Raw genomic sequence first — 16717 nt, 5'->3', positions numbered from 1 at the left:
CCGGCCGAGAGGGAGACAGTCAGGTGAGCGTGCTGTTGACGACCGCATCGATCCCCGATGAGAGGAAGGCGGCGTTCTGGGGGGAGGCCGTGTCGCGGACGCTGGTGCCGGTGGAGGTGGTGCCGTTGGCCGGGCGGCCGTTCGAGGGCAGTCTGATATCGCACCGGCTGGGGTACGTGCAGGTGTCCACGCTGGAGGCGGAAGCAGCGCGGGTCTCGCGCACGGCCGGCCTGATCGAGCGGTTCCCGCGGACAGAAGCGCAGGTGGCGGTGGGAGTACAGATGTCCGGCCGCGCCGTGCTGGTGCAGGACGGGCGCCGGGCGGAGGTGGCCGAAGGCGGCCTCGTGCTGTACGACACGGCACGGCCGTACTCCTTCCACTACCCGGAACGCTTCCGCTCCCACGTGTTCCAGGTGCCGCGCAGGCTGCTGGGAGTACCGGAGGGCAGCATCCGGCAGGCGGCCGGGACGGCCGTCACATCCGCCGAGGGCATCGGGTCCGTCCTGCTGCCTTTCCTCGGCACACTCGCTGCCGCCGCGCACTCCTGTCCTGCCTCCGTCGGTGACCGGCTGGCCGGTAGTGTCGCTGACCTCCTCGGCACGCTCGTCGCCCAGCTCACCGGGCGGACGGCTGCCGACATCCGCACCTCGAACGGCCATTTCGTCCTGCGCATACGGGAACACATCGACCGTCACCTCGGTGATCCGGGGCTCTCGCCGGAGACCATTGCCCGCGCGCACCGCATCTCGGTGCGTTATCTGCACCGGCTCTTCGAGGGGGAAGGGGTCACCGTGGGCCGGCTCGTCCAGCAGCGTCGGCTGGAGGCCTGCGCCGGGGAGCTGGCCCGGCGCAGCCGCACCGCGCCGACGGTGTCGGCGGTCGCCCAGCGGTGGGGATTCGTCAATCCCGCGCACTTCAGCCGGGCCTTCCGTGCCGCCTACGGGATGTCCCCGCGCGAGTGGCGCGCGCTGCGTACGGCCGACGGGATTTGACGGCCTGTCGCTCCGTGCACGGTCGGGCCAGGTCTTTTGCTCTGCCCGGCAACACGTTCGGCCGATGTGTGCCTAGCGTGGTGAGGTGCTCGGCAGGCCGACGGGCGTGCACCGTGCTCCGGCTTCTCTGCGGCGACACCGTGCAGCCACCGCCCGCGTGCCATCCGACCCGACCGGCCACTACGCCAGGAGAGCAAGAGTGTCCGACACCACCCCTTCGCACGGTCGGCGCCCGGTGCTCGACGGCGCGCTCCAGGCTTTCCTGGACGCCCGCGCCCGAGGTCCAGCGGGGGAGGGAGGTGGAGACGGGCTCGTGGGGGCGACCCCGGACCTCTCGTTCCTCCTTCCCCCGGACGGGACGGACAGCCCGCAGGACACCACCGCCACGTGGTTCTCGCTGCCCGGCGGGCCGACCGGGCGGGTGCGGGTGCAGGTGGTCAGACCGATCGGGGCCGCCGAACCGACCCCGGTGGTGCTGTTCCTCCACGGGCTCGGCTGGGCTCTGGGAGACGCCACCGCATACGGCCGCCTGCTGCGAGAGTTCGCCGTGGGAACCGACGCGGCCGTGGTGTTCGTCGACTACGCGCGGGCACCCCTGGCGCGCTACCCGGTGGCCGTCGAACAGTGCTACGCCGTCGCCCGGTGGATCCACGCGCACGGCCGCGAGATGGGGCTCGACGGGCACCGGATCGCCGTCGTGGGCGACTCGGCGGGTGCCAACCTCGTCGCGGCCCTGACCCTGCTCGCCCGGCAGCGCGGCAGCGTGCGGCTGGTGCACCAGGTCCTGCTGTGTCCGGTGACCGACGCCGACTTCGACACCCCGTCGTACCGTGAATTCGCCGAAGGTTACTTCCTGCGACGCGACGACATGCGCCGGTTCTGGGATGCCTACCTGCCCGACGTGTCCCGCCGACGGGAGGCCACTGCCGCGCCCCTGCGCGCAGCCTTGGAACAACTCGCAGCTCTCCCCCCGGCGTTGGTGATCACCGCGGAGGCCGACGTCCTGCGGGACGAGGGCGAAGCCTACGCGGCCAGACTGCGCGCGGCCGGTGTTCCCGTGGTGGCCACGCGCTACCAGGGCGTCGTGCACGGCTTCCTGCTGCTCGACGCCTGCTGTCGTACCGGCACCGCCCGTGCCGCCCTCATCCAGGCCGTTGACACCCTTCACATCACCCTGCACCACCACCCCGGGTGAGACCGGGTCCGCCACTGGCGTGCAGGAGCGGGCGACGACGGAACTCGCGAGCACCGCCCTCCAGCCCCGGGCAGGCTCAGCCCACCGCGTGGGCGCCGAGGATGCTCTGTGCGTACACCACACCGATCCCGTAGGCGCCGGCGTGCTCCTTCACGATGTCCGTCACCACGCCATAGGTCTCCTGGCGGGCCCAGTCACGCTGGAGTTCCAGCAGTACCTGGAGCCAGGTCACCGGTACGGCTCCGGCGGCGGTCATCCGCTGCAACGCGTGCTCGTGCGCGGCCGGGCTCACGCCGCCGGAGGCGTCGGCGACGACGTAGACCTCGTACCCCTGGCCGAGCGCGCACAGCGCCGGCATGACGAGGCACACCTCCGTCCAGAGACCGGACAGTACGATCTTGGTCCGCCCGGTGGCCTTCACGGCCTCGACGACGGCAGCGTCCTCCCAGGCGTTCATGCTGGTCCGGTCGAGGACCTCGTGCCCGGGGAAGACCTCGGCCAGCTGAGGCAGAAGCGGCCCGGAGAACGACTCGGCGGCCACCGTGGTGAGCACGACGGGTATGTCGAAGGCGCGCGCGGCCTTGGCGAGGCCCACGGTGCTGTTGACTATCGATGTACGGTCGCCGCTGCCCACGCCGAAGAACATCTGCGGCTGGTGGTCCACGAACAGCATGACGGCGTTGTCGGGCGTCAGCAGGTCCGCGCTGGGGGCGGCCTTCACCCGGGCAAAGTCGACCATGGGGAGAGTCCTTTCGGAGACGGGGCAGTCCCGCGCACAGGGCGGGAAAGGGAGATGGCAACGGCGTCCTGCCGCATCGCGCGGGTTTCACGGTAGGCCCGCCCGTAGAGCATTCTTTCCCCGTTGCGCCCCACCGATGGTCCAGGACTGCATGGTGGAGGCGAGTTCGGCTGGTCTGTTGTTCTGTTTGATGCGAAACCGTGAAGCCGTAGGAGCGCTGATGTCCGTCGTTCTCGACACCACCCCGATACCGGTCACTGAACGCGCCGAGTACTGGCACGAGGCGATCTCCCGCACTTTCATTCCGCTGGACGTGTCCCTGCTCGAAGGCATGCCGTCGGCGGCGAGCATCACCAGCCATCGCCTGGGCTCCTTACAGATTTCCCTGGTCCAGGCCGGTCCGCAGCGGGTCGTGCGCAGCCGCAGCCTGATCGCCCGGGGCGGTGAGGACCACATCACGCTGGCTCTCCAGCACCGCGGTACGGCCAGGCTCGTCCAGGACGGCCGTCAAGTGCTCCTTCGGCCGGGGGCGTTCGCCGTATCCGACGCCGGACGCCCGTTTGCCAAGGAACTGCCGGAACCGTTCGTGTTCACGGCCTTCCACTGGCCGCGGACCGCTGTCGGCATGTCCGAGGAGGAACTGCGGGAGCTCACGGTGACGGCCTTCGAGCCGGACGGCGGTACCGCCGCGCTGGTGGCCACCTATCTGGGGCGCCTGGCCCGGTCGGCGGGCTCGCTGGAGCCGCACATCGCGAGCAGGCTCGCCGCCACGGCCCTGGACCTGCTGGCCGCCCTCGCCCACGAGCGGCGTGGGCGGTCGGCCCCGGAGGCGCCCGAGTCGGCACTCGCCGCACTGGCACGTTTCAAGGACTACATCCTCCGGCACCTGGGCGACCCCGGTCTCGGCCCGGAGCAGATCGCGGGCGCCCATCACCTGTCGGTGCGCTATCTCCACAAGGTCTTCCAGTACGAGGGCGTCACTGTGACCCGCTGGATCCAGCGTCAGCGCCTGGACATGTGCCGGCGCGACCTGGCCCGTCCGGGGGCGGGGCAGGCGACGGTGGCGGCCGTTGCCGGCCGCTGGGGGTTCGTGAGTGCCAGTCATTTCAGCCGGGTTTTCCGGGCCGCATACGGTGTTTCGCCGCGTGAGTGGCTGGCGGACACCGCCCTGCCGGCCGTGCACGCGGTGCCCGCGAGTGCATCCGATGTCCCGGGGTGATCCCGCCAGGGGCCGCCGGATGACGGGACGAAGACCGAGCCGTAGGGCGACCGTGGCGGTCATGTTGCCGTCCACGCTGTCACCGACGACAGCGATGCGGGGGTGGCGTCCAGGCCCTTGCCGGCTCCGTCGGTGACGATCCAGCGGGCGGCAGTGCAGTTCTGCTTGTTGGCGACGGGGTATCGGGCCTCGAGGGACAGGTCGTACTTGGGGAAGACGATGGCTGCCTGGGCACCCACAGCCAGTTCCCGCATGAGTCGGTCGTGGGTGTGGGCGTTGCCGAACACCCAGCCTGCGCCGTGGACGTAGACGATGACGGGCAGGGTGCCGGTGGTGCCGACGGGCTTGACGATCCGTGCCCTGACGGAGCCGGTGGGTCGGCCGGGCACGGGGGCTCTTCCTGTTGCTGAACGACCAGCTTTGCTTCGCCCACGAGCTCGGGCTCCCGTGGCGGACGTGCACCGACCGGCAAGAGGCCATGCACCGCTGACACAGCCGCCCGTCCCGGGTCGGTCTAGGTTCAGTCGTTCCGCCGGACCCGAGTCCGTACCCGCACCGACCCGCTCTCCGTCCCTCGGGGCGCCGAGCAGAAAGCGACCCGCAATGCCGAGCATGCCCGTCGCCGGGATCCGTCCTGGCACCCCGGACCAGGCCGCCGACCTGGTGATCCGCAATGCCAGGGTGTACACCGCGGACCCGCACCGACCCGAGGCGAGCGCCCTGGCCGTCCGCGACGAGGTGATCATCGCCGTGGGCGACGACGCCGAGGTGATGCCGCACATCGGCCCCGCGACCCGGGTGGTCGACGCTCTGGGCCGCCGAGCCGTACCCGGTCTGAACGACTCACACCTGCACGTCATCCGTGGCGGCCTCAACTATGTACTGGAACTGCGCTGGGACGGGGTGCCGACGCTGCGTCAGGCACTGGCCATGCTGCGCGAGCAGGTGGAGCGCACCCCGCCCGGCCAGTGGGTGCGGGTGGTGGGCGGATGGTCCGCGGATCAGTTCGCCGAACGCCGTCTGCCGACCCTCGCCGAGCTCAACGCCGCCGCCCCCGACACCCCGGTGTTCGTCCTCCACCTGTATCAGTCGGCCCTGCTCAACCGGGCCGCCCTACGAGCTGCGGGCTTCACCCGGGATACGCCGGACCCGGCGGGGGGACAGATCGTCCGCGGCCACGACGGGCAGCCCACCGGCCTGCTGCTCGCCGCCCCCGGCGCTCTGCTGCTGTACTCGACGCTGGCCAAGGCGCCCGTACTGGACGAGGCCGACCGGGTCGGTTCCACCCGGCACTTCCTGCGCGAACTCAACCGCTTCGGGCTGACCTCCGCCATCGACGCGGCCGGCGGCTTCCAGAGCTTTCCCGAGAACTACGGCACGGTCATGGAGCTCGCCCGGCGGAACGAGCTCACCCTGCGGATCGCCTACCACCTGTTCCCACAGACCGTCGGCCAGGAGCTCGACGACCTCACCCGCTGGGTGAACACCGTACGCCCCGGCGACGGCGACGCCTGGCTGCGCCTCAACGGCGCCGGAGAGAACCTCACGTGGGACGCCGCCGACTTCGAGAACTTCAGTGAACCGAGGCCGCAGCTCGGCGAGTTCGAGCCCGGCTTCGAGAAGGCCGTGCGGCTGCTGATGGAGCACGGCTGGGGCTTCAGGCTGCACGCGAGCTACGACGAGACCATCCGCCGCGACCTGGCTGTCTTCGAGCGGCTCGCCGCCGACGGGCTCTTCCCGGGCGGGAACCGCTGGCTCTTCGACCACGCCGAGACCGTCACCCCCGACAGCCTCGACCGGATCGCCGCGCTCGGTGGCGCGATCTCCGTGCAGAACCGGATGTCCTTCCAAGGCGAGGCGTTCACGGCCCGTTACGGTGCCGCGGCCGCCGCCGAGGCGCCCCCGATACGTGCCATGCTGGACCGCGGCCTGACCGTCGCCGCCGGCACCGACGCCACCCGGGTATCCTCCTACAATCCCTGGGTCTCGCTGCACTGGCTGGTCTCCGGCCGTGCGGTCAGCGGACGGCGGCTGGCCACCGACCGCAACCGGCTCAGCCGGGAGCAGGCACTGGAGCTCTACACCCTGGGCGGTGCGCGCCTGACCGGTGAACAGGACGTCAAGGGCCGACTGGCCGTCGGCTACTACGCCGACCTCGCCGTGCTGAGCGCCGACTACTTCGGCGTGCCGGAGCCGGACATCCCGCACATCGAGTCGGTCCTCACCGTGGTCGGCGGGCGCATCGTCCACAGTGCGCAGGAACATGAGGGGCTCGCCCCGGATCTGCCCGCGGTGTCCCCGGTCTGGAGCCCGGTCGCCCGCTTCGGCGGGTACCAGGCGACGGCCGCACCGAGCCGGGCCGGCCTCCTCCAGGCCGAGGGGGTCCTCGATGCCGTCTCCGCCTCGGAGGAGCAGCGGCGCTGGCGCGAGGGGCGCGGCTTCGCGGTGACGGACCGGTTCGGACCGGCGGACGACCCCTGCTTCCACTGACTTCTTCTGTCGGCCGACGGGCCGGGCCTCCGGGCAGCGCTCGCCCGGTGGCCCGGCCCGTCGAACCTTTCCCTGCAGGGGAAGTTCACCGACCGGAGTGGATCTCGGCCACATAGCCACCAGGGAACTGCACGATCGCGCTGTGCCGGTCGCCGCCGGCGACCGGTCCCCACAGCACGGATGCACCGGCTGCCTTCGCTTTGCCGAGCGTCGCGTCGAGGTCGCGCACGCCGTAACCGGTGAACTCCCGGCCGAAGGGGTACGGGAGGTGGCCGTCCGTCACCATGACCGCGGTGTCGCCGAAGCCCGAGCTGATGCGGATTAGCCGGTAGGCCGTCCCCGGCATGCCGATCCCGGCGCCGTCGGCCTTCCGGTCGTCGCGGACGACCCGCCCGCCGGTGAAGGGCAGGTAGCTGCGCAGGAAGGCGCCGACCGCGTCGGCCGACAGGTAGAGCCGGTTCTCCGGCACGCTGGCGAGGGCCGGGTACGACGGCGGTGTGGTGTGCACGTAGAGCTGGGTGTTGACGCCCCCGGGGAACTGGACGACGGCATCCCGGCCGATCGGGTCGTCGAACGGCGCCACGGTCACCGCCGCACCGCTGGACCGGGCGGCGCGGATGCCCGCGTCGAGATCCGACACCAGCCAGCCCGTTCGCTCGGCGCCGAAGGGGTACGGGACGGGCGTGGTGTAGTCGAAGACCGAGAGTGTTCCGACGGGTGACATCACCAGCTCGGAGACGGTCCGGCTGGGCGTCGGCGTCACGCTGGTGGGGGTCGGCTCGGTGTGGGTCCCGCCGAAGGTGGCCAGCCAACTCGCCACGAATTCCTGTTCCTTGACCGGCGTGACGTACACGTGGGTGGAATCGTACTGCGGGCCGACCGCCAGGTGCCGGTGAGCTGCCTGTGGCCTGGTCGTGGCGGTCTGGGCCAGCGACGAGGTGGGGACCGCCGCCAGCACGGCGATCCCAACCGCCAACGGAACCACCCGTCGAGCGATGCCCTGCATCATCAAGAACCTCCGATCGTCGTTCACTACGGCGCTCGGCGCGCCGGAGCCCGACGCTAGGTCCTTGCAGGACAAGGTGGTTGACCACCGCTGCACAGGCCGTGACCCTACGATGCAGCCGAACCGGACCGGGGGCGCCCGTTCCTGTCCGGAGGCTCAGGCCGTCGGCGCGGCCCAGTGCACGTCAGGAGCGGAGATACGGCGGGTGGTCACCGCAGTGACCAGGAGCAGCAGCCATGCCACTGCGAGAGCCGCCGCCAGCTGCCCGTGCAGGACCAGCTGGGCTCCGGCAAGAGCCCCGGTGAACATCGCCAGCACGGAGAGCATCCGTCGCCCGGGCCGCGGCGCCCCGCCCCCGGCCGGGGGAGAGTCGGCGGCGAGGCCGGTCAGGGTGAGAGTGAGAACAGTGGTGGTCAGGTCGGGGACGCCGAGGCGCCGGGCGACGGCGTTCTGCAGGCCCATGCCCAGGCCGAGCAGCACGATCAGGGTGTACTCGACGCCGGTGCCGACCCGGTCCCGCGCGAGGGCCGCGATGAGGGTGGCCGCAGCCATCAGCACCGCCTGGGTGCCGGTGGACACGGCCAGCAGCCGCCCGCGATGGGCCGCCTTCCGGACGCCGATCCGCCCCCCGGCGACTGCACCGGTCAAAAACGCCGTCAGCGAGACGACGGGTGCCACCGCCGACAGTCCCTTGGCTCCTGCCAGTGCGAAGCCGAGAAAGACCACGTTGCCGGTCATGTTGGCAACGAAGACATGCCCGAGCCCGAGGTAGCTCACCGCGTCGACCACGCCGGTGACCACGGTCAGCGTCAGCATCAGTGGCGGCAGCGGGCCGTGCCGGTCCGTGCGGGGCGGCACCAGGGTCCGGGCCGCGTCAGTCAGCAGCTTGCGCATCGGCTGCCGTCCTCCCGTCTGCGAGGGCGTCGTGGTGGAACTTGCGTACGGCTGGGGCGGATCGAGCGGTCGGGGTCACGGGCCCGGCCGACTCGAACCGCTTGACGTTAGGCAGCACCTGGGCGCCGGTATTGGCCGACAGTGCACGGCCTCCGCCCTGGCCGTGCACCGGAGCGTCTCGTGCATCCCGGAGGGTGCCGTCGTGGCCGACCCCACCAGCGCAGCGCGTCGCGGGTGTCCTTGAGTCCGGGCAGGGCGCGGGGCACCCCGCCCAGCGGGGGAAAGGGGGTGCCGTCGTCTCCGAAGATCACGGTGGAGGCGGCGGCGGTCGCGGCGAGGTAGCCGCGACGGGCGGCAGGTGGCGTCGGCTCAGGCCCAGTTCCCGCTGGACGCTCCGGTCGCCGGACAGGCCCAGGGCACCCAGGCGTTCCTGCTCGTCCTCCAGTTCGGCGACGAGGTCGGCCACCGACCACTGCGGGTGCATGACCAGACGGCCGCTCCCGGCCGCCCCGGCGACGACGAGCACACGCGACGCCCCTGCCCTGATGTCGGCGCAAGCCTCGTCGAGCCAGACCTGAGGATGCTGATGTCCAGCACACGGCGCACGATGGTGCGGGCTATTCGATCGGGGTCACACCGGAATCGGCATGAGGGCGCAGTGCACCGGCTCGGCGTGTGCGGGGTCGAGGGAGTTCAGTACCAGTTGGTTTACGTTTGGGTCGTACGGGCTGCCCAGGTGACCGGTGAGGTCCAGCGGGCACACGTCCTGCAGCAGGATGTTGTGCACGGTGGCACGGGGCCCGGCGGTGAGGAACTGGTTGGTGTACGGGGTCACGACGATGTCGGTTCTGGTGACGATATTGGTGTAGGTGACGCCGGGCTCGGTGTCACCCTTGGCGTACAGCCGCTGGAGCACTGGGGAGCCGATCGTCTGGTCCTTGGCCGCGGGACTGTCGAGGCCGAGCGGCTTGCCGGCATGCCCCGCTACGTCAAGTACCGCATCGAGGAGGTGGATCAGGCCGGTTGCGGTGGTGCCGTGACTGCTGGGGTTGATGCCCACCAGCTGGTGTACTTTCGCGGCGCCGCCGTCGAAGCGCAGGTACCACTGGGGCATCAGCCCGCCGCCTTGGGAGTGGCCCACGAGGTCGACCTTCTCCGCCCCTGTGGCGGCCAGTACCTTGTCGACATAGGCGGCCAGTTCTCCGGCCGAGGCGGGGACCGGGCCGACCGCCTTCATCAGGGCGTGAGGTTTGGTCTCGCCGTAGTTGAGAGCGAAGACGCAGTAGCCGGCGTCCCGCAGTACCGGGGCGAGCCCGCTCCAGTTGTCGAAGGCGTTCTCGAAGGTGCCGTGGACCAGTACCACCGGGTAGGGGTGGGCAGCCGTCGGCTCGCAGGTGAAGTCGTTGGCGCCGGCAGGGGAGCGGTCGGGGTCGGGCGCGGAGGCGATCAGGGCCGTGCCGAAGCTGGCCGCCCCCAGGTCGCCGGACGCGTTGGCGGACGGCGCGAGCGGGGCCGCGGCGGCGTACCTCGGCGTGGGGGTCGCGGCGGAAGCGGTCTGGACGACGGCGGCCATGCAGACTGCTGCGGCCAGGGCAACACCTGAGGTCTTCAGGAGCAGGGCGACGGCAGCGGTACGCCGCAGTCTGCGGAAGGTGGTCACGCCCTGACCAACGGGGGCGGGAGGCCCGGGGTGCGCGAAACCACCCGGTGGGGTTGCGCAGCTCCGGTGCACCTTGCTGCAGGTTGACCTCGACGCCGACCCGGTTCACGCAACGTGGTCCAGGCTGTCCTGCCGGTCCCTCTCGGCGCGACGGCTGGACCGGTTCGGCGACACCCCGTCGGTGCCGGTGAAGGCGAGCAGGCGGTAGCCGTCGTACTTCGGCTCGAGCACTGTCCCCCCTCCGTGCAGTGCGCCTGGTCCGGGTAGCCGGGTGATCGCCCGGGCGGGCATCGGCTCCACGGGAGGAGGGCATCGGCTCCACGGGAGGAGTGAGGGGCGCCCGGGGTCTATATCAACTCAAACTGGATCTTTTGCCTGATGTTCGAACGTTTGAGCGAATGGATGGGCTAGGGTGAATATCGAGCCAGGAATGGCGAGATTCGGCCAGGGGGTGGCGAGGAGCGGAAGGTAGGTGCGCGATGTCCATGGCCGTGCATCTGCACGTGGCCTCCGGCTACTCCGCCCGCTACGGCGCCTCACACCCCATTGACCTGGTGAAACGTGCCGCCGAACGCGGCATGGACACACTCGCCCTCACCGACCGCGACACCGTTGCCGGCACGGTCCGCTTCGTGAAGGCCTGCGCGGACCACGGGGTACGGCCGGTCCTCGGCGTCGACATCGCCGTCGCGCCGCACACCCCCGCTCCCGAGCAGGCCCGGCACCGGACGCCGGTCCGCGGTGGCGCCCGCGTCGTCGAGCCCCCGCTGCGCGTCACGCTGCTCGCACGGACTCGGACCGGATGGGCTCACCTGTGCCGGCTGGTCTCGGCCGGACACGCGGCAGCCGCCGGCGGGCCGCCCGTGATCTCCTGGCCCGCCCTGAACCAGTACGCGGGGGAAGACCTCACCGTCCTCCTCGGACCGCTCTCCGAACCCGTCCGCGCGCTGTCCGCCGGACGCCCCGACCTCGCCGAGCAACTCCTGGCCCCCTGGCGCGAGCTCGCCGGAACGTCCCTGCGACTGGAAGTCCTGTGGCACGGGCGCGCCGGTACCGGGCCGGGATCACTGCGGCTGGCCGCCCACACCCTCACCCTCGCCGACCGCCTCCACATCCCCGCGGTCGTCACGAACGCCGTGCGCTACGCCGACCCCGGCCAGCACCGCCTCGCCGACGTCCTGGACGCTGCCCGCCTGCTGCGCCCCATCGACCGGCGCCACCTGGATGCGGGGGAGCGCTGGCTCAAGGACCCGGCCACCTTGTCCGCGGCCGCCGAGCGCATCGCCGCGGCCGCCGGCGCCGGGAGGGGCCGGGCGCTGCGCCTGATGGCGGAGACCGTACGGACCGCCGAGCAGTGCACCCTCGATCCGGTGGCCGACCTGGGGGTGGGGGCGGGGATCCCGTACTTCCCCGAGCCCGACGTCGTGGGCGCCGACCCCGGTCCGGGCGGCGCGGCGCGGCTGCTGCGCGAGCGCTGCGAGGCCGGGATGATCCGCCGCGGCCTGGACCGCGACCCGGGCGCCGTCGCGCGCCTGGACGAGGAACTCGCCGTCATCAGCCGGCTGGGCTTCGACAGTTACTTCCTCACCGTCGCCCAGGTCGTCGCGGACATCCGGGAGATGGGGATCCGGGTGGCGGCCCGAGGCTCGGGCGCCGGCAGCATGGTCAACCACGCCCTGGACGTCGCCCGGGCCAACCCCATGCAGTTCGGGCTGCTCTTCGAACGCTTCATCAGTGAGCGACGCCGGAGCTTGCCCGACATCGACATCGACGTGGAGTCCGCCCGCCGCCTGGAGGTCTACGACCGCATCTTCGAACGGTTCGGCTCCTCGAGAGTGGCGGTCACCGGCATGCCCGAGACCTACCGCGCCCGGCACGCCCTGCGCGACACCGGCCTGGCGCTGGGCATCGCCCCACAGACGGTCGACCGGATCGCCAAGAGCTTCCCGCACATCCGGGCCTGCGACATCCCCTCCGCACTCGCCGAACTGCCGGAGCTGCGCCGGCTCGCCGCCGAGGCCCGGACCTTCGGGCCGCTGTGGGAGCTCGCCGCGGGTCTGGACGCCCTTCCCCGCGGCTACGCGATGCACCCGTGCGGGGTGATCCTCAGCGACGCCGGCCTGCTGGACCGCCTGCCCGTTCAGCCCACGCCCGGCGGCAGTTATCCCATGGTCCAGGCCGACAAGGAGGACGTGGAGGATCTCGGCCTGCTCAAGCTGGACGTGCTGGGCGTGCGCATGCAGTCCGCGATGGCGCATGCCGTTGCGGAGATCAGCCGCACCACCGGCAAGGACATCGTCCTCGACGAGGTCCTGCTGGACGACTTCTTCGCCTTCAAGATGATCCAGGCCTCCGACACCATAGGGATGTTCCAGCTCGAGAGCCCAGGCCAGCAAGATCTTCTCGGCCGGCTCCAGCCCCGCGACGTCGCCGATGTCATCGCCGACATCTCCCTCTTCCGGCCCGGCCCGGTGGCAGGCGGCATGCCCGAGCAGTACGTCGCCGCCCGCCACGGTGCCGCCCCCGCCTACCTTCACCCCGACCTCGAACCCGTGCTCCGCGACACCTACGGCGTCACCATCTGGCACGAGCAGATCATCGAAATGCTCTCGGTCCTGACCGGCTGCGACCGGGCGCTGGCCGAGGTCGCCCGCCGCGGCCTGGCCGACGCCGACCGCCTGCCGCGCCTCCACTCCTGGTTCCGGCGCAGCGCCGCCGCCCGCGGCTACGACCCCGAGACCCTGGAGAAGATCTGGGAGGTCATCGCCTCCTTCGGCGCCTATGGCTTCTGCCGGGCCCACGCGGTCGCCTTCGCCGTCCCCGCCCTGCAATCGGCCTGGCTCAAGGCCCACCACCCCGCCGCCCTCTACGCCGGCCTGCTCGAGCACGACCCGGGCATGTGGCCCAAGCGCGTGATCACTGCCGACGCCCGGCGCCACGACGTCCCCGTCCTCGGCGTCGACATCAACCGCTCCCGCGCCGCCCACATCGTCGAGAACACCCCCGACGGAACCCAGGGAGTGCGCCTGGCGCTGTCCGCGGTCAAAGGCATCCACGCCGAGGAAGTCGAACGGATCGTCACCGGCCGGCCCTACACCACCCTGCAGGACTTCTGGCAGCGCGCGCACCCCTCCCGCCCCACCGCCGAACACCTCGCGGAGATCGGTGCCTTGGACCAGCTGCGCGACGGCCGGCTCACCCGCCGCGACCTGCTCCTGCAGATAGCCGAACTCCACCGCCACGCCCACGCCCGCACCACCGACGGCCAGCTGCCCCTCGACGACACCCCCCTGACCGCCCAGCCCAGCGGACTGCCGGAGATGACCAACCGGGAAGTCCTCGGAGCCGAACTCGACGTCCTCTCCATCGACGTATCCCACCACCTCATGGAGCACCATCACCGCCTCCTGAAAGAGATCGGTGCCACCGACGCAGCCCACCTCACCACGCTGCTCCCCGGGCAGAGGGTGCTGGTCGCGGGCGTACGCGCCTCCACCCAGACACCGCCGATCCCCTCTGGCCGCCGCATCATCTTCGTCACCCTCGAAGACGGCTCCGGCTTCGTCGACCTCGCCTTCTTCGAGGACTCCCACGAAGCCTGCGCCCACACGATCTTCCATTCTGGGCTGCTGCTGGTCCGCGGCACCGTCCAGGCCCGCGGCCCGCGCCGCACCGTCGTCGGCACGATGGTCTGGGACTTGGAAGAGATCGCCGCCGCCCGCCGCGACCACGGCCCCGAAGCAGCCCTGCGCCTCCTGGGCGCCGCCCGCCTCCGGCCCACCCCGGCCCAGCAGCCACAACGGACCCTCCCCAACGGCACGGGCGGAGCCGAACTGCACCCCTGGGCCGACCTCCAGCCCGCCGGCACCCGGACCGCCGACCTCACCAAACTCGGCCACACCAGCCCCGGAAGCGCGGGGTGAGAACCATGAACCAGCCTCAGCGGACCATCCTCCACGTCCACTTCGACTCGCCCGCCGACGACTCCGACGTGTATCAGCAGCTCCTCAGCCTCCTCGAGGGCATCACCCCACGCGTCCAGGCACTGCCCCCCGACGCGGCAGATCTCGACCTGAGCGGGGCCGGCCGGTACTGGGGAAGGGACGCCCGCGGCCTCGCGCAACTGATCAAACTGCGCGTCCTCGCGCACTACGGCATCCACACCACGATGGCAGCCGCGCCCAACCGGCTCCTCGCCTCCATGGCCACCGACGCCACCGAGCCGGGCGGCATCGCAGTGATCGATCCACACCCGGACGCCATCCGCAGCTTCCTCAGACCGCGCCCCGTCGCCGCGCTCCACGGGGTGGGCCCCGCCACGGTCAAGGTCCTCACCCGCCACGGCATCCACACCATCGGCGACCTCGCCGACACCCCACCGCTCACCCTGCAACGCCTCTTCGGCACCGCCACCGGCCGCAACCTGCACGAACGCGCACACGGACGCGACGCCCGGCCCGTCGTCCCGCAAGCACCCGCCCGCACGATCAGCACCGAGCACCGCTTCGCGCACGACGAACTCGACGCGGCAGAACACCGGTGCGCCCTGCTGGCACTGGCCGAGCAGCTCGGCATCCGGCTGCGCAGCGAAGAGCAAGTGGCCGGCGCGGTGACCATCACCGTCCGGTACGCGGATCGCTCCACCACTACACGCAGCCGCACGCTGCCCGAACCCACCGCTCACTCCGCCACTCTCACCAGCACCGCATACGTCCTCTACGATTCCCTGGGCCTTCAGCGGGCGCGCGTACGGACCATCGCCGTGCGAGCCGAGGCCTTGTCACCGGCCGAACATGCCCCGCGCCAGCTGACGCTCGATCCCGCCGACGACAAGGCCCGCCGCATCGAGGCCGCCGCTGACGCCGCCCGTCGCCGCTTCGGGCCGACAGCCGTCAAACCCGCCAGCCTGGCCATCCTCGGGGGTACGGGCGGCGGCACCCCATGACGAAGGCCCCACAGGCAGCAGGGGGCGTACCTTCCATCGGTGCGTAGGCCGGGCCCACCAGCACGCCGCTGGTGCGCCGAAAGAAGGGGATCTGCAAAAGGAGCCGCCCGGCGGCATTGCGGTAGAGCCGACCGATCACGGTCCCGGACGTTCCCGGGGTGGGCTGACCACCAAGATCCACCTCGCTGTCGAGCAGGGGCAGAAGCCGCTGTCGGTGCTGATCACAGCCGGGCGGCGGGGTGATTACCCGCAGTTCGAGCCGGTCCTGGAGGCGATTCCGGTCCCCCGGCTGGGGCGCGGGCGGCCCCGCAGGCGCCCGGACCGGGTCCGGGCCGACAAGGCGTATGACTCTCGCCGCAACCGGGCCTACTTCCGCAGACGGGGGATCAGGGCAACCATCCCGGTCCCCGAGGACCGAGTCCGCAACCGCCAGAAGCTCGGCTCCCGAGGCGGTCGGCCACCGAAGTCCGGCAAGAACGAACACCGCGAGCGCCATGCCGTCGAGTGCGGGATCAATCGCCTCAAGTGCCACCGGGCCGTGGCCACGAGATACGACAAGCCTGCCGTCCGCTACGAGGCGACCGTGCTGGTCGCAGTCCTCAGCGAGTGGCTCTGACCAGCACGGATCCGATACGTCCTAAGGCGTGTCCGACAGGTCGGGCGACTGGCCGACCGTCAGCTCCGGGTCGGCCGAGATCCGACCGGAAGGGAAGGAACGGCGGCGCTATGCAGCATCCTGTTTGAGGGCCAAACGCTTGTGCTCGCGCCAGCGCCGTACATCTTGTTCGCGGCCCAGCGTCCGGTGCAGGTCCATGACGAGGTCGTAGATCCGGCCTTCGGGCAACGCGTAGAGGTAGAACAGCCGTAGAAGGCGATTCTCGGCGCCGGAGATGTCCCCGCCCTCGGCGAGCCTTCGGGCGGTGATCTTCGCCTCGGCAAGTTGATCAGCGGTGATGTCCGGAAGCTGCTCAACGTCGCCGTCGAGGAGCTCGGCAGTCGCGGCGCGGCTTCGGTAGGCGTCGTCGGCGTAGCAGTCCAGGAGCAGGTGGATGCGGTCCGGGCCGTCGAGGTTGCACACCCCGTGCTGGTGGGTCGGGGTAAGCCGCCACATGTGACCCGCGTACATGTGCACCTTCGCTCCGCGTGTCACCAGATAGGCGGACGGATTCGTATGGAGCGGGATATGCAGCCGGTGGCGTTCGGCCTCGCTGAGATTGCCGTAGTCCCGGTGCTCCCACAGGAAGGACTTGGCCTCCAGTCGCGCGAGCCGTGCCCACATATAGTGCAGTCCCAGCGATTCAAGCAACGTCCGGGTGGCAGGCATGCGTTCGAGCAAGGTCGTGGGGGCCGGGTCGCAGTCCTGAAGCGTCACATCGCGCGGGTCTCCGGAGGCGTTGAGCAGCGAGCAGGTCCACCAGCCTCCCGACTGGTGTTCGCCGGAGTCCAGCACCCAGTCCTGCGGCTGGGGCAGGGTCATGACCTCTTGGGCCACGGCCTCAGTGGGCTGTGCGCCCAGTCGGCCGATTCGGGCGACCTGGCCCTCGATGGCCTTGACGCGATTGCTTGTCTTGCCCATG

The 16717-nt window shown here is 71.1% G+C and carries 14 protein-coding genes and 1 pseudogene; 7 read left to right on the top strand and 8 right to left on the bottom strand.

Translation table 11 applies throughout. From position 1 onward, the window contains the following. Positions 1-23 precede the first annotated feature (23 nt). Complete coding sequence (locus DXZ73_RS02645; protein ID WP_116209426.1) at positions 24-992, top strand: helix-turn-helix domain-containing protein; 969 nt, start codon at positions 24-26, stop codon at positions 990-992. A 199-nt stretch (positions 993-1191) separates the two neighbouring features. Then, entirely contained in the window at positions 1192-2187 is a 996-nt protein-coding gene (locus tag DXZ73_RS02640) for an alpha/beta hydrolase (RefSeq protein ID WP_116209425.1), read from the top strand. A gap of 76 nt (positions 2188-2263) precedes the next feature. On the opposite strand, the gene DXZ73_RS02635 is transcribed toward DXZ73_RS02640, so the two are convergent. Beyond that, positions 2264-2926, bottom strand: a complete 663-nt coding sequence (locus tag DXZ73_RS02635; RefSeq protein WP_116209424.1) for a hydrolase — start codon at positions 2924-2926, stop codon at positions 2264-2266. A 220-nt stretch (positions 2927-3146) separates the two neighbouring features. Here DXZ73_RS02635 and DXZ73_RS02630 point away from each other — a divergent pair, with 220 nt between their 5' ends. Then, positions 3147-4145: a helix-turn-helix domain-containing protein gene (locus tag DXZ73_RS02630; RefSeq protein WP_116209423.1), complete on the top strand. Its 999-nt coding sequence runs from the start codon at positions 3147-3149 to the stop codon at positions 4143-4145. Between the two features lie 42 nt (positions 4146-4187). Here the strand turns inward: DXZ73_RS02630 and DXZ73_RS39115 are convergent. After that, a pseudogene (locus DXZ73_RS39115) lies at positions 4188-4534 on the bottom strand (alpha/beta hydrolase); the annotation flags it as partial. Positions 4535-4748: 214 nt separating this feature from the next. On the opposite strand from DXZ73_RS39115, the gene DXZ73_RS02620 reads away from it, so the two are divergent. Then, positions 4749-6635, top strand: coding sequence for an amidohydrolase (locus tag DXZ73_RS02620; RefSeq protein ID WP_116209422.1), 1887 nt, complete (start codon positions 4749-4751; stop codon positions 6633-6635). Between the two features lie 85 nt (positions 6636-6720). Here the strand turns inward: DXZ73_RS02620 and DXZ73_RS02615 are convergent, their stop codons facing one another. The 5 genes from DXZ73_RS02615 to DXZ73_RS40005 all read right to left on the bottom strand — a co-directional run bounded on the left by DXZ73_RS02615 (position 6721) and on the right by DXZ73_RS40005 (position 10426). Further along, positions 6721-7611 carry a glyoxalase gene (locus tag DXZ73_RS02615; RefSeq protein WP_425315812.1) on the bottom strand — a complete coding sequence of 297 codons (891 nt, stop codon included), beginning with the start codon at positions 7609-7611 and terminating at the stop codon, positions 6721-6723. Between the two features lie 186 nt (positions 7612-7797). After that, the gene (locus tag DXZ73_RS02610) at positions 7798-8535 is read right to left on the bottom strand and encodes a YoaK family protein (RefSeq protein ID WP_116209421.1); all 738 of its coding nucleotides are present in this window, start codon (positions 8533-8535) and stop codon (positions 7798-7800) included. A gap of 307 nt (positions 8536-8842) precedes the next feature. Beyond that, positions 8843-9061, bottom strand: coding sequence for a hypothetical protein (locus tag DXZ73_RS02605; protein ID WP_116209420.1), 219 nt, complete (start codon positions 9059-9061; stop codon positions 8843-8845). A 105-nt stretch (positions 9062-9166) separates the two neighbouring features. Next, complete coding sequence (locus DXZ73_RS02600; protein ID WP_116209419.1) at positions 9167-10108, bottom strand: alpha/beta fold hydrolase; 942 nt, start codon at positions 10106-10108, stop codon at positions 9167-9169. A 192-nt stretch (positions 10109-10300) separates the two neighbouring features. Continuing rightward, the gene (locus DXZ73_RS40005; RefSeq protein WP_275898564.1) at positions 10301-10426 is read right to left on the bottom strand and encodes a hypothetical protein; all 126 of its coding nucleotides are present in this window, start codon (positions 10424-10426) and stop codon (positions 10301-10303) included. Between the two features lie 248 nt (positions 10427-10674). Between DXZ73_RS40005 and DXZ73_RS02595 the strand changes: the two genes are divergently transcribed. From DXZ73_RS02595 to DXZ73_RS02585, 3 genes are read left to right on the top strand one after another with little or no spacing between them, the layout of a single operon-like run. Continuing rightward, a complete protein-coding gene (locus DXZ73_RS02595) occupies positions 10675-14118 on the top strand; it encodes a DNA polymerase III subunit alpha (protein WP_116209418.1) in 3444 nt (1147 codons plus the stop codon). 5 nt (positions 14119-14123) lie between these two features. Beyond that, complete coding sequence (locus DXZ73_RS02590) at positions 14124-15140, top strand: DNA polymerase Y family protein (RefSeq protein WP_116209417.1); 1017 nt, start codon at positions 14124-14126, stop codon at positions 15138-15140. Further along, on the top strand, positions 15052-15756 hold the full coding sequence (locus DXZ73_RS02585; protein WP_275898611.1) for an IS5 family transposase: 705 nt from the start codon (positions 15052-15054) through the stop codon (positions 15754-15756). The genes DXZ73_RS02590 and DXZ73_RS02585 overlap by 89 nt, the downstream gene beginning before the upstream one ends. Before the next feature lie 108 nt (positions 15757-15864). On the opposite strand, the gene DXZ73_RS02580 is transcribed toward DXZ73_RS02585, so the two are convergent. Beyond that, positions 15865-16716 (bottom strand): aspartyl/asparaginyl beta-hydroxylase domain-containing protein, encoded by an 852-nt coding sequence (locus tag DXZ73_RS02580; protein ID WP_116209416.1) that lies wholly within the window; start codon positions 16714-16716, stop codon positions 15865-15867. Position 16717: the final 1 nt, after the last annotated feature.

Source organism: Streptoverticillium olivoreticuli subsp. olivoreticuli, from assembly GCF_003391135.1.
Classification (GTDB): Bacteria; Actinomycetota; Actinomycetes; order Streptomycetales; family Streptomycetaceae; genus Streptomyces; species Streptomyces blastmyceticus.
This window is presented reverse-complemented; position numbering and strand designations above follow the sequence as displayed.